This window comes from Citrobacter sp. RHBSTW-00671 (assembly GCF_014103415.1).
In the GTDB taxonomy this organism is placed as follows: domain Bacteria; phylum Pseudomonadota; class Gammaproteobacteria; order Enterobacterales; family Enterobacteriaceae; genus Citrobacter.
Map to the genome: position 1 here is coordinate 115,251 of NZ_JABXPR010000001.1, position 13,851 is coordinate 129,101.

General features: G+C 53.6%; 10 protein-coding genes. 3 read left to right on the forward strand and 7 right to left on the reverse strand.

What is annotated here, in order from left to right; genetic code table 11:
* Positions 1-178 precede the first annotated feature (178 nt).
* Positions 179-2,326 (forward strand): formate dehydrogenase subunit alpha, encoded by a 2,148-nt coding sequence (gene fdhF, locus HV261_RS00595; RefSeq protein ID WP_137381156.1) that lies wholly within the window; start codon positions 179-181, stop codon positions 2,324-2,326.
* 91 nt (positions 2,327-2,417) lie between these two features.
* On the forward strand, positions 2,418-3,101 hold the full coding sequence (yjcO, locus tag HV261_RS00600) for a Sel1 family TPR-like repeat protein YjcO (protein WP_148362562.1): 684 nt from the start codon (positions 2,418-2,420) through the stop codon (positions 3,099-3,101).
* 50 nt (positions 3,102-3,151) lie between these two features.
* Here the strand turns inward: yjcO and gltP are convergent, their stop codons facing one another.
* The 7 genes from gltP to nrfA form a co-directional block, all read right to left on the reverse strand.
* Entirely contained in the window at positions 3,152-4,462 is a 1,311-nt protein-coding gene (gene gltP / locus HV261_RS00605; RefSeq protein WP_202037160.1) for a glutamate/aspartate:proton symporter GltP, read from the reverse strand.
* 344 nt (positions 4,463-4,806) lie between these two features.
* The gene (gene nrfG, locus HV261_RS00610; protein ID WP_202037161.1) at positions 4,807-5,427 is read right to left on the reverse strand and encodes a heme lyase NrfEFG subunit NrfG; all 621 of its coding nucleotides are present in this window, start codon (positions 5,425-5,427) and stop codon (positions 4,807-4,809) included.
* Positions 5,424-7,637: a heme lyase NrfEFG subunit NrfF gene (gene nrfF, locus HV261_RS00615; protein ID WP_202039638.1), complete on the reverse strand. Its 2,214-nt coding sequence runs from the start codon at positions 7,635-7,637 to the stop codon at positions 5,424-5,426. The genes nrfG and nrfF overlap by 4 nt, the downstream gene beginning before the upstream one ends.
* An 8-nt stretch (positions 7,638-7,645) precedes the next feature.
* Complete coding sequence (gene nrfD / locus HV261_RS00620) at positions 7,646-8,602, reverse strand: cytochrome c nitrite reductase subunit NrfD (protein ID WP_202037162.1); 957 nt, start codon at positions 8,600-8,602, stop codon at positions 7,646-7,648.
* The gene (nrfC, locus tag HV261_RS00625; protein ID WP_202037163.1) at positions 8,599-9,270 is read right to left on the reverse strand and encodes a cytochrome c nitrite reductase Fe-S protein; all 672 of its coding nucleotides are present in this window, start codon (positions 9,268-9,270) and stop codon (positions 8,599-8,601) included. The genes nrfD and nrfC overlap by 4 nt, the downstream gene beginning before the upstream one ends.
* Positions 9,267-9,833, reverse strand: coding sequence for a cytochrome c nitrite reductase pentaheme subunit (gene nrfB / locus HV261_RS00630; protein ID WP_137381164.1), 567 nt, complete (start codon positions 9,831-9,833; stop codon positions 9,267-9,269). The genes nrfC and nrfB overlap by 4 nt, the downstream gene beginning before the upstream one ends.
* A gap of 44 nt (positions 9,834-9,877) precedes the next feature.
* Entirely contained in the window at positions 9,878-11,314 is a 1,437-nt protein-coding gene (gene nrfA, locus HV261_RS00635) for an ammonia-forming nitrite reductase cytochrome c552 subunit (RefSeq protein ID WP_137381165.1), read from the reverse strand.
* A 432-nt stretch (positions 11,315-11,746) separates the two neighbouring features.
* On the opposite strand from nrfA, the gene acs reads away from it, so the two are divergent.
* Positions 11,747-13,705 (forward strand): acetate--CoA ligase, encoded by a 1,959-nt coding sequence (acs, locus tag HV261_RS00640; RefSeq protein ID WP_202037164.1) that lies wholly within the window; start codon positions 11,747-11,749, stop codon positions 13,703-13,705.
* Positions 13,706-13,851 lie beyond the last annotated feature (146 nt).

A 13,851-nucleotide genomic window follows, 5' to 3' on the forward strand; every position in this document is an offset into this window, starting at 1 on the left:
CGTCAGACGGCTTTTTCTTTCGTCACGTCAAATATGACGACAGCCTGTTTTTCGTCAGGGTTTTGCGCAAAATTCGCCCGTAATATCGACTAATGCCCCTGATAAAAACATGGCATAAAAGATGCATAAGCAAAGCGACAAGCGCGTATGCGCGATTTGATTAACTGGAGCGAGACCGATGAAAAAAGTCGTCACGGTTTGCCCATATTGCGCATCAGGTTGCAAAATCAACCTGGTGGTCGATAACGGCAAAATCGTCCGGGCTGAAGCGGCGCAGGGGAAAACCAACCAGGGTACCCTGTGTCTGAAGGGCTACTATGGCTGGGATTTTATCAATGATACCCAGATCCTGACCCCTCGTCTGAAAACCCCCATGATCCGTCGCCAGCGTGGCGGCAAACTGGAATCCGTTTCCTGGGATGAAGCGCTTAATTACGTCGCCGATCGCCTGAGCGCCATCAAAGCGAAGTATGGCCCGGACGCCATTCAGACGACCGGTTCATCTCGCGGTACAGGTAACGAAACCAACTATGTAATGCAAAAATTCGCGCGCGCCGTTATTGGTACCAATAACGTTGACTGCTGCGCTCGCGTCTGACACGGCCCTTCGGTTGCAGGTCTGCACCAATCGGTCGGTAACGGCGCAATGAGTAATGCCATCAATGAAATTGATGACACCGATTTAGTGTTCATCTTCGGGTATAACCCGGCGGATTCCCACCCTATCGTGGCGAATCACGTGATCAACGCTAAACGTAAAGGGGCGAAAATTATCGTCTGCGATCCGCGCAAAATTGAAACTGCGCGTATTGCTGACATGCACATCGCGTTGAGAAACGGCTCGAATATCGCGCTGCTTAACGCTATGGGTCATGTCATCATCGAAGAAAAACTGTACGACCAGGCGTTCGTCGCCTCGCGTACGGAAGGATTCGAAGAGTACAGCAAGATTGTCGAAGGCTACACGCCGGAGTCCGTCGAAGATATTACTGGCGTTAGCGCGCAGGATATCCGTCAGGCTGCACGTATGTATGCTTCGGCGAAAAGCGCGGCCATCCTGTGGGGCATGGGTGTTACCCAGTTCTATCAGGGCGTGGAAACCGTGCGTTCTCTGACCAGCCTCGCAATGCTAACCGGCAACCTCGGTAAGCCGAGCGTGGGCGTTAACCCGGTTCGTGGCCAGAACAACGTTCAGGGCGCATGTGACATGGGCGCGCTGCCGGATACCTATCCGGGCTATCAATACGTGAAAGATCCGGCTAACCGCGAGAAGTTCGCTAAAGCCTGGGGCGTGGAAAGTCTGCCTGCTCATACCGGCTATCGCATCAGCGAACTGCCGCATCGTGCAGCGCATGGCGAAGTACGCGCGGCGTACATTATGGGTGAAGATCCATTACAGACCGATGCTGAGCTTTCCGCAGTGCGCAAAGGCTTCGAAGATCTGGAACTGGTTATCGTGCAGGATATCTTCATGACCAAAACCGCTGCTGCCGCAGACGTTATTTTACCGTCTACGTCATGGGGCGAACATGAAGGCGTATTCTCCGCGGCTGACCGTGGCTTCCAGCGCTTCTTTAAAGCCGTTGAGCCGAAGTGGGATCTGAAAACGGACTGGCAGATTATCAGTGAAATCGCCACCCGTATGGGTTACCCGATGCACTACAACAACACCCAGGAAATCTGGGACGAGTTGCGTCATCTGTGCCCGGATTTCTACGGTGCCACTTACGAGAAGATGGGCGAACTGGGTTATATCCAGTGGCCTTGCCGCGACACCTCAGATGCCGACCAGGGTACGTCTTACCTCTTCAAAGAGAAGTTTGACACCCCGAACGGCCTGGCGCAGTTCTTCACCTGCGACTGGGTAGCGCCAATCGACAAACTCACCCCAGAGTACCCAATGGTACTGTCAACGGTGCGTGAAGTCGGCCACTACTCTTGCCGTTCGATGACCGGTAACTGTGCGGCGCTGGCCGCGCTGGCGGATGAACCGGGCTATGCCCAGATCAACACCGCCGACGCAGAACGCCTGGGCATCCAGGATGAAGAGCTGGTGTGGGTGAACTCGCGTAAAGGCCGGGTCATTACCCGTGCGGCAGTCAGCGATCGTCCAAACAAAGGCGCGATTTACATGACCTACCAGTGGTGGATTGGCGCATGTAATGAACTTGTAACCGAGAACCTAAGCCCGATTACCAAAACGCCGGAGTACAAGTACTGTGCTGTAAACGTTGAACGCATTGCCGATCAGCGCGCTGCCGAGCAGTATGTCATTGATGAGTACACCAAGCTGAAAGCCAGCCTGCGCGAAAGCGCGATGGGTTAAGCTTCCCCTGACGGCCTCCATTCGGAGGCCGTTTTTTTATGCACATAATCTCTCTATACTGTTCATTCCCTACACTAAATCTAAATATAAGATGAAACGACTTTTCGCCTTGATGGTGTTAATGACATGCTTTGTCCATGCCGAAGAGCCCGGTAGTCAGTTTTTGAAAGCCGCCGAGTCCGGAGACCGACGCGCACAATATTTCCTCGCTGATACCTGGTTTAGCTCAGGCGATTTGGGTAAAGCGGAATATTGGGCGCAAAAAGCCGCCGACAATGGTGATGCCGATGCTTACGCATTGCTGGCACAGATTAAGATTACCAATCCGGTCAGTCTGGATTACCCCGAGGCCAAAACGCTGGCAGAAAAAGCGACCCAGGCAGGCAGTAAGACCGGGGAAATTACGCTGGCGCGTATTCTGGTCAACACTCAGGCTGGACACACCGATTACCCCAAAGCCATTACCTTGCTGCAAAACGCCTCCGAGGACCTGGAAAACGACTCCGCCGTCGACGCGCAAATGCTGCTTGGGCTGATTTACGCCAACGGTGTGGGTATTCCCGCAGACGATGAGAAAGCGACGTGGTATTTCAAACGTAGCTCAGCCATTTCCCGCACCGGTTATTCCGAATACTGGGCCGGGATGATGTTCTTAAACGGTGAGCAGGGTTTTATCGTGAAGAATAAACAGAAAGCACTGCACTGGCTGAATCTGAGCTGTACGGAAGGATTCGATACCGGCTGCGAAGAGTTTGATAAGTTAACCAACGGGTAATGGTTTGCATTGCCGGATGAACGTAGCGCCATCCGGCAATCGGTCATTGATTACTGCGCGGTCTTATCAAATTTACCCAATACTTCGCGCTCATAGGCCAGCGCTTTCTTACGGTCAAACTTGTGTTCCCACTTGGCGATTACCAGTACCGCCAGCGCGTTACCCACCACGTTCAGCGCGGTACGCGCCATATCGAGAATACGGTCAACACCGGCGATAAATGCCAGACCTTCCAGTGGGATACCCACACTGCCCAGCGTCGCCAACAGCACCACAAACGACACGCCCGGCACGCCTGCAATCCCTTTCGAGGTTACCATCAGCGTCAGTACCAGCACGATTTCCTGCCACAACGACAGGTCAATACCGTACAGCTGGGCAATAAAGATAGCCGCGATACTCTGGTACAACGTCGAACCATCCAGGTTGAATGAATAGCCGGTCGGCACCACGAAACTGGTGATTGATGCCGGTGCGCCGTAGGCTTCCATCTTCTCAATAATACGTGGCAGTACGCTCTCAGAACTGGCGGTAGAGTAGGCCAGAATCAGTTCGTCTTTCAGGATACGGATTAAGATCCAGATGCTCAGACCACAGACACGCGCCACGATACCCAGCACCACTAGTGCAAAGAACAGGATGGCAAAATGCACCAACAGCACCAGCTTCGCCAGCGGCCACAGGGAGGCAAAGCCAAAATTTGCGACCGTGACGGCGATCAGCGCGAAAACACCGACCGGCGCATAACGCATGACCATGTGGGTCACTTTAAACATGGTTTCGGAGATCGAGCGGAACACGGTAACCAGCGGTTCACGGTGCGTGGCAGGCAGAGAAGACAGACCTAAACCGAACAGCACCGAGAAGAAGATAATCGGCAGCATGTCACCTTTCGCCATCGACGCAACGATGTTGGTCGGCACCAGTGACAAAATCGTGCCCATCAGACCATGCGCGTGGCTCTGTACTTCTGCAGTCGTGCTTTGATATTTCGAAATATCCACGGTCGCCAGTTGCGACATATCAATCCCGGAACCCGGCTGGAACACATTCGCCAGCGTGATCCCAAGGATAATCGCCACGGTGGTGATCACTTCGAAATAGAGAATAGTTTTGGCGCCAATGCGGCCCAGCTGTTTTGCATCCCCCACCCCGGCGATACCGACAACCAGCGTAGAGATGACAATGGGCACAACGATCATTTTGATCAGATGGATAAAGATATCGCCCGCCGGTTGCAACAGGTTTAATACCAGCCATTCACGGCTGTCACTATGGTAGTGCAGGTAACTCCCTAGCAGAATACCCAGCACCATGGCGATTAGAATCTGCCATGCCAGGCTGACTTTCAAATTTTTCATAACAACGGACTTCCTCGATGGAGCGCTATTCCACATGCGGTGTGTGGGAATAGTACATACTGAAAGGGTATGATTTGTGTTGCGTTCGTTTATGGAGTTTTTTAACGCTTATTATCATTATCATCTGCATGGCATTCCGCGCAACCCTCTAAGAACAGGGCTTTTGGCTGAATTTATGCATAAAAATGCAATTTTGTCGCGCTAATGATGAATAACTTTTTGTTATAAAAGAATTTTAATATGTTCAAAAATGAAGAAGTCATGACGTGAGTTTTTTTTGCCCACTTGTTCGTTTGCCTGTTTTTTAAACAGGCAAAATGATACAAATCACAAAAAAAACAAATTTATTTTTGCCGATTCTGCAACAACTTCGCCATATTAATAGAGTCAATGAGCTGTGCCCGGTTCACTCTCGGCGAGTTTAAATCCATAACCTTTTGCCACACTGAAATAGCCTGGGCGTAGTCTGCCTGCATAAACGCATCTGAGGCTAACAGCATCAGCGCGGTGACTTCTGCCGGGTCCAGCGCCAGAGCCTTATCAATCATCTCGCGAGTGGGCGGCGTCATATGTTGCCCGGCCTGGTAATACAATACCGTTGCCATCGCTGAATAGATCTCAGCATTTTCACCGCCGACACGCAGCGCCTGCTCGTAGGCCAGCAGCGCATTATGATACGCGTTTTGCCAAAGATAGTACTCCCCGAGTTGCGCCCATTTCACGCTGTCCTGTGGATTGGCGCGAATCTGCGATTGCAGCAAAAGCAACTGTTTTTCCTGAATATTTTCTTCGGAGAAAGCATGTAAAGGGTCCGCCAGTCGCGTCTGCTCCTGACGGACAGCCTGCCATTTTGGCGTCAACAGGTAGCCTCCAATGCAGGCAATCACCATGATCGCGACCGCGGCAACCAGCCGTTTCACCGGCATCGGGCGGAACGGTGCCACGACGCGTTCGGGCTGACTCATCGCTCGTCCTCCTCGGTACGCTGGCGCGATCTCACTCGCCAAATCGCCACGCCCACCAGCAGCAATAACACACATGGTAGCGCCCATAGCAGCAGCGTTTGCTCATTCAGTGGGGGGTTATAACGAACGAAATCACCGTAACGCTCGGTCATCCACGTCGTTATCTCGGCTTCGCTTTTCCCTTCAGCCACCATGCTATAAACCTGATGGCGCATACTGACCGCTACCGGCGCATTGGATTCCAGCAAATTTTGGTTTTGACACTGCGGGCAGCGCAGTTGGCTGGCAATAGACAGCGCTTGTTCCTGCTGTTGCGGGTTGGCAAACGTCCATGTGTCCACAACCTGGGCATGCGTGATGAAAGGCAGAAAAATCAGTAAGATCATAAGTAACATCGTTTTGCCGGATGGCGGCGTGAACGCCTTATCCGGCCTACCAGGCTTTTCACTCGTAGGCCTGATAAGCGCAGCGCCATCAGGCAATAACTCAGGGCGCTTTCTTCCCCGCCAGCCGCTGAGCAGCGCACCAAATACCATCAGCAGTCCTCCCCCCCAAATCCAGCGCACGCCGGTCTGCACGTACAAGCGCATGGCATAACGGTCTGGTCCGGTTTTTTCGCCTATTACCGCGTACCAGTCATGCAGCAGGTTCCAGCGGATACCCGGTTCCATCATCTGTTGACGACGCGCGGCATAGAAGCGCCTTTCAGGTTGCAGGCTGCCAATACGTTTCTCATTGTGCCACAGCGTGATCTGCGCTTTTTCACTGGTGTAATTACCTTTGGCTTCCAGGTCGAGACGCTCAAAACGGAAAATGTAACCCGCCAGTTCAACCTGCTGGCCCGGACTCAGGTTCAGGCTAATCTCCTGGCGACTGCCGCTGGAAAAAACGATCCCCGCCGCGAAAACCAGTACCCCACTATGCGCTAACAGGGCCGGAAGCTGGCTTCGTAGCGATCCTTTCCAGCTTCTGATGGTTGCGATAACGATGACCGCCAGCATCAATAACCCAAACGGCAACGTGGCGCGGTTAAAATACGGTGCCCCAACCGAGAGCCGTCCCCAGCCAAACAGACCGTAAATCATGGGATAGAGCGTGCCGATCAGCACGATCAGTAGCACCGCGCAAAAAAGTAATAACGCGACCAGAATGAGCATCTCACGCGACCAGCCGCCGAAACGCGCAGTCTGGCGACCATCCGGTGCCCGCCAGGCGTACAGCCCGAGCGATGCCAGGCTTAAGACGGTAAATAGTGCAAACAGCGGCGCGGCGCGGACATTATCCAGCGCGAAAGCATGAACAGACACCAGGATGCCGGAACGCACAATCAACGTCCCCAATAGAGATAAAATCAATGTGACGATGGCCAGCAGCAGCGACCAGTGACGGAAGAGCCCGCGCTGGCGTGAGACATACAAACTATGCAGCAATGCGCTGGCAGAAAGCCAGGGTAATAAGGAGGCGTTTTCCACCGGGTCCCAGAACCACCAGCCGCCCCAACCCAGCTCGCAGTACGCCCACCAGGAGCCGAGGATGATGCCCAGCGTCAACGCACACCAGCCGGGTAAAGCCCAGCGCCAGCAGACCCATGCAGTTTCTGCGCTAAAGCCGCCACGCAGCAACGAAGCCAGCGCAACCCCAGCCGCCACCATCAATCCACCGTAACCCAGATAGAGCAGCGGGGGGTGGAGGATGAGCCCAAGATGCTGCAGCATCGGATTAAGATCGCGTCCTTCAATGGCTGGCGGGAAGATGCGTACGAACGGATCGGACCACACCACGACAAACAGCAGCAGTAAGGCCAACATCATTGACAGGACGCTGAGCGTCAGCGGGAACAGCGCATCAGACTCACGTCGATAGCGTAAAGCGAACAGCGCACTCCAGCCGGAAAGAAACAGCACCCACAGCAGCAGAGATCCTTCATGACCGCCCCACACCGCCGCCAGTTTTAGTCCCCACGGCAGCAGGCTATAGCTATGCTGAGCAACATAGACTACCGAGAAGTCGCTGGTCATAAAACAGAAGATCAGAATGGCAAAGGCGATCAGCTGTAGCGTAAATTGCGCCCACGTACCCACGCAGGCCAGCTGCATCACACCCTGCCAGCGCCGGCGGAGCCCAACCAGCGCGGCAAGCGGGGTCAACACGTTGACCCCGAAACTTAACAACAGAGCCAGAAAACCGGCTTCAGGAAGGAAGACGTCCAGATATCACCTTACGCAACGGTTAGCTGTCCTGCATACAAAATAAAGAAACGCAGCAGTAAAACACCAGTCAGGCTGGCGCCACATACCGCCAGTACGCCATGAAACGTTGAGCTACGATTCGCCCACGGTTTCAACAGCATCGGGAGGATCAGTCCAAGCCCTGCCACACCCAGCCAGAACCACCAGGTCCAGAACCCACCGCCCAAGGCAGCAGCCAGCGCGCGCATTTTGCCGTCATCACCCAGCGCCAGCCCGACAAAGAAAGCCGCCAGCAGGAAGATTTCCAGCCACACCACCGGCGTTTCCATACGGTGGACAAAGTGCGCTTCCGTGCTGTGTGGGTTACTACGATGGCGTAATGCCATGGCGATTAACGCCACTGCAGCGCCGGAGGAGATCCCCGAGAACAGGAACAGCACCGGCAGGATCGGGTTATTCAGGAACGGGTAGGATTTCAACGCCGACAGCAAGAACCCGGTGTACGCCCCGAGCAGTACCGCCAGCACCAGCATCACCGTTTCAAGCATCCGGTGGAACGGTGCGATCAACGCCAGCAGTTTCGGCACAATGCTCAGGCGTGGAATGAAGCGCTGTTGTAGGGCAATCACCTCTTTTTCAAAGATTTTTGCCAACCACAGCACCAACACCACCATGTACAATTGAAACAGCATGACCCCCATCGACATCACTGACGTGAAGCTGTAGTGGAACATCAGCTTCCAGAAAGTCCATGGACGCGTCAGGTGGAATACCAGGATCAGCAGACCAAGAATAATGGCTCCCGGTCCCAGTACCAGCGTGGTACGCAGTAACGTGCTGTCGGCACCGCCCGCTTCCGGGTGCAGCCGTCGTAACAATACCGACAGCGTCACCAGCCCGGCAGAGATACCTATCAGAAACAGATAGATGGCAATGGGCCAGTCCCACACCAGTGATTCAAAATGAAATGCAGAAGCGGGTGTCATTGGCTCACCTCCCCATATTTAAAGGGAACGCGGTAGACCTTCGGTTTCGTGCCCAGCGCCAGCTTGTAACGGTAGGTATTTTTCTGGTGCAACAACCGCGAGATTTCGCTGTTGGGGTCGTCCAGATTACCAAACGTCAGCGCTTTCGTCGGACATGACTCCACGCAGGCGGGCTGCTTGCCCGCTTTCAGGTTGGTTTTGCGGCAAAAATCGCATTTATCCGCCGTTTTGCTGACCGGATGAATAAAGCGCACGCGATAAGGACACGCGGCGATGCAGTACTGGCAGCCAACGCAAAGGTCCGGATTCACATCCACAATGCCGCTGGCGGCATCGCGATACGATGCCCCCGTCGGGCAGACGTCAACGCAGGGCGCGTGATCGCAGTGCTGGCACGAGTGACGGAAGAAACGATACTTCACATCGGGAAACGTCCCCAGCGGTTCACTGCGAATGATCGTCAGACGCGAGACGCCTTCCGGCACGCTGTTAACTTCCCGACAGGCATCCATGCACGCGGTACAGCCGATGCATAATGACTCATCATGTACCATGCCGTAACGCACGCCATTAATGTTTAACGTCTTCGCTACGACGCGTCCCGCCGTCCCGCTAACAGCCACCAGCGCGCCGACACCGGTGATAAACTGGCGACGAGAGCAACTCATGGATGCTCCTTAAGCAAGGGAATAGACGCCGGGTTAAAGTTTGGATTGTTACGCTGATCGCTGTGGCAATCGACGCAAATCTTGATCCGTCCTTTATCGCTTAGCGTCTGCATCGTGTCTTGCTTCGGATGCAGTGAGTGACAGCTGGCGCACGCTACTTTCGTCACGTGAACATCGTGCGGCCAGAACGCTTTTTGCAACTGCTCAGGCAGGTGACAGGACATACAGACGCTGTTCTGCTGCTCCACGTTGTACATCGGCTCGTTAAAGCGCATCACATCCTTCACCCCTTCACGGTGGTTTGGCGATGGCTGGCCGTGACAGTTGGTGCAGGTAACCGGCAGTTTATTATTTGGGTTGATGACTTCTGCATGTTTACCATGCATGCCTTCGGTATCCGGCTTGTGACAATCGAGGCACGCCGCATCCGGATTACGCTGTTGGGTGACCGTCCAGCGTTGATCTGACTCCTGCGGGGTTGGCGTGGCGGTTATCCCGCTCAGGCTCCAGAACAGACCTGACGCCAGCACCCCAGCAGTTAATAACGAACGTAATACGCTCATATTCACTCCGTTGAGTTATCCGCCCCTTGCGAGGCGGAATGGGGTTATTGGCTTAACAGACCGTTTTTACGCGCCTGATCTTCCCATTGCGGAATCACCGTTTTGATGAAGTCCTGCTTCTCAGCGTTAATTTGCTGCATGTTCAGACCAATCGCCTGCTGGGCTTTCTCTTTGGTAGAGATATCCGGCAGTGGGATTTCATGCGTGATGCCTTTGGTCGCCAGCAGACGGACCAGTTTGGTACGTGCATCAGCGGCTTTATCCATCGCGCTACCCAGCATCCGCAGACCTTCTTCCGGTGCGTGCATATGGATACCGTGAGAAGCAATCGACAGATCCCAGCGCCATTGTGCGTGGCGAATGTCTTCCAGAATCGGCTTCATTTCCGCTTCCGTCGCACCCGCATCCCACGCAGCCTTCGCTTCGAAGTGCGCATGTACCAGTTGATCTTCAACTTTGATTTTCAGGTCATGAATCGCTTGCTTACGCTCAGCAACCACTTTTTGCAGGGACGCTTTGTCCTGGGTGTGGCAGTTGGCGCAAGTCTGTGGGAAGTTGTCGAACGGGTTACCAATTTTATGGTCGGTGTAGATCTTGCCTTCTGCGTTCTGCACTTTCGGCATGTGACAATCGATACAGGTCACGTTGTTCTTACCGTGAATGCCCGCACTCCAGGTTTCATACTCCGGGTGCTGCGCTTTCAGCATTGGGGTTTTAGACAGAGAGTTGGTCCAGTCAGAGAAAGCTATGTTGTCGTAGTATTTCTCCATGTTCTCGACTTTCATACCGTCATCCCATGGGAACTTAACGGCTTTGTTCTTACCGTCGAAGTAGTACTCCACGTGGCACTGACCGCAGACCATGGATTGCTGATCAAAGCGGCTGGCTTTTTCAAACGGTTTGCCGATGGTTTCCATCGCACGCTCGGCATAAGGACGCGACAGCGTCAGTTCCGGTTTCCCTTTCGCGAAATCTGCTGATGCCGTGTTATGGCAGTCAGCACAGCCGAGGTTGTTCACAATTTCCGGGCCGCCACGCGCCCATTTACCGTGGAAGTATCCATCTTCACCGTCTTTCTGGATCAGACGCGCCACATCCGGGCTTTTACAGCTCCAGCAGGCCATCGGCAACGGACCATCTTCAGCCGTTTTTGGCGCACCGGTACGTAACGTTTCACGCACATCGGTAACCGCATACGCGTGTCCACGCGGTTTGTTGTAATCGCGGGAGAAAGGATATCCCGCCCACAGGATCACCAGACGAGGGTCTTCTGCCAGCGCATCTTCACGGGCTGACTGTTCAGACGTGGCTTTCCAGGAGAGGTATTGATCGGGATGCTGAGGGGCGAAGGTTTCATTCTTCGCTTCAACGGTGACGGTCTTTGCGGGTACAGAGGTTTGCTCAGCGTGAACGGCAGTAATAAATAAAAACGGTAATATCAGGCTGAAGAAACGGCGTACGCGTGATTTTGTCCTTGCCATAGGGGTCTCATCCAGATGTCGCCATTATCTGCAATGGCGGTTCTTTTATTGTTTTCCATAACAGCAACCACACAATACTGTCATGACATTGCTCCACCCTATTTGTAACAAGAAACCACGCAAGAAATGTTGTTTTTAATCAATTGTAAGTGTATGTAAAATACCACTTTAGAGTTATTCACCCCCTCTAACCCCTCACTCTTTTGTCTATACCCGACACAGATCACCTTTTCAAAACTCACTATATAACCGCATGTTATCGCGAGGTTTAATCAATTTTTGCTAGTTCTCTTCAAAATTCAGTTTGCCGCTAATTTGCACAATTCGGTTATTGCGTGATCTGCCGCCCAAATACTAAACAAAACTCGCAAAGCCCCTACATTTAACGTTTGTGCGACATATTATTAACATCCTACAAGGAGAACAAAAGCCATGAGCCAAATACACAAACACGCTATTCCCGCAAATATTGCGGACCGTTGCCTGATAAACCCGGAGCAGTACGAAGCGAAATACCAACAGTCCATTACCGATCCCGACACATTTTGGGGCGAGCAGGGAAAAATTCTTGATTGGATCACGCCGTACAGCCAGGTAAAGAACACCTCTTTTGTCCCTGGCAACGTATCCATTAAATGGTACGAAGACGGCACGCTGAATCTGGCAGCAAACTGCCTCGATCGCCACCTACAGGAAAACGGCGATCGCATCGCCATTATCTGGGAAGGCGATGATGCTACCCAGAGTAAAAACATTACCTATCGCGAACTGCATCGCGATGTCTGCCGTTTTGCTAATACCCTGCTGGACTTGGGAATTAAAAAAGGCGATGTCGTGGCTATTTATATGCCAATGGTCCCGGAAGCCGCGGTTGCCATGCTGGCCTGCGCCCGTATTGGCGCGGTACATTCGGTCATCTTTGGCGGTTTCTCACCAGAAGCCGTGGCCGGACGTATTATCGATTCCAACTCACGTCTGGTGATCACCGCCGATGAAGGCGTACGTGCCGGACGCAGTATCCCGCTGAAAAAGAACGTTGATGATGCGCTGAAAAATCCAAACGTGAAAACCGTTGAGCATGTGGTCGTTCTCAAACGTACCGGTGGAAAAACGGACTGGAAGGAAGGCCGTGACCTGTGGTGGTCCGATCTTATCGAGAAAGCGAGCCCGGAACATCAGCCGGCAGAGATGAACGCAGAAGATCCGCTGTTTATCCTGTATACCTCTGGTTCAACCGGTAAGCCAAAAGGCGTGCTGCACACCACGGGTGGATATCTGGTTTACGCGGCAACCACCTTTAAGTATGTGTTTGATTACCATCAGGACGATATCTACTGGTGTACCGCTGATGTGGGTTGGGTTACCGGCCACAGCTACCTGCTATACGGTCCGCTGGCCTGCGGTGCCACCACGCTGATGTTTGAAGGCGTACCTAACTGGCCGACCCCGGCGCGTATGTCACAGGTCGTGGACAAGCACCAGGTCACAATCCTCTATACTGCGCCAACGGCTATCCGCGCCCTGATGGCAGAAGGTGATAAGGCGATTGAAGGCACTAACCGTTCATCGCTACGTATACTGGGTTCCGTTGGCGAGCCGATTAACCCGGAAGCATGGGAGTGGTACTGGAAGAAGATCGGTAATGAAAAATGCCCGGTCGTCGATACCTGGTGGCAGACCGAAACCGGCGGGTTCATGATCACCCCACTGCCGGGTGCAACCGAGCTGAAAGCGGGTTCGGCAACGCGTCCATTCTTTGGCGTACAACCGGCCATCGTTGATAACGAGGGCAATCCGCTGGAAGGTGCGACCGAAGGCAACCTGGTGATCACCGACTCCTGGCCAGGTCAGGCGAGAACGCTGTTTGGCGATCACGAACGCTTTGAGCAAACCTACTTCTCTACCTTCAAGAATATGTACTTCAGCGGCGACGGCGCACGCCGTGATGAAGATGGTTATTACTGGATAACCGGACGCGTGGATGACGTGCTGAACGTCTCAGGTCACCGCCTGGGTACAGCAGAAATCGAGTCGGCGCTGGTATCGCATCCGAAGATTGCCGAAGCCGCCGTGGTCGGCATTCCACATAGTATTAAAGGCCAGGCCATTTACGCCTACGTCACGCTGAATCACGGCGAAGAGCCGTCACCTGAGTTGTACGCCGAGGTTCGCAACTGGGTGCGTAAAGAAATTGGCCCGCTGGCAACGCCAGACGTGCTGCACTGGACCGACTCACTGCCGAAAACCCGCTCCGGCAAAATCATGCGCCGCATTCTGCGTAAAATCGCGGCGGGCGATACCAGCAATCTGGGCGACACCTCGACCCTCGCCGATCCTGGCGTGGTAGAGAAACTGCTCGAAGAGAAGCAGGCCATCGCGATGCCATCATAACAAAGTCCTGAAAATGCCGGATAAGACGCGAAAGCGCCTTATCCGGCCTACAAATCTGACCCTACCCTCTCTTCATCCGGGAGGGAAATATAAAAAACCTCCCCCAAAGGATTTCGCGTTGCAGGGCTGCGACAGCAGTCAGGTCA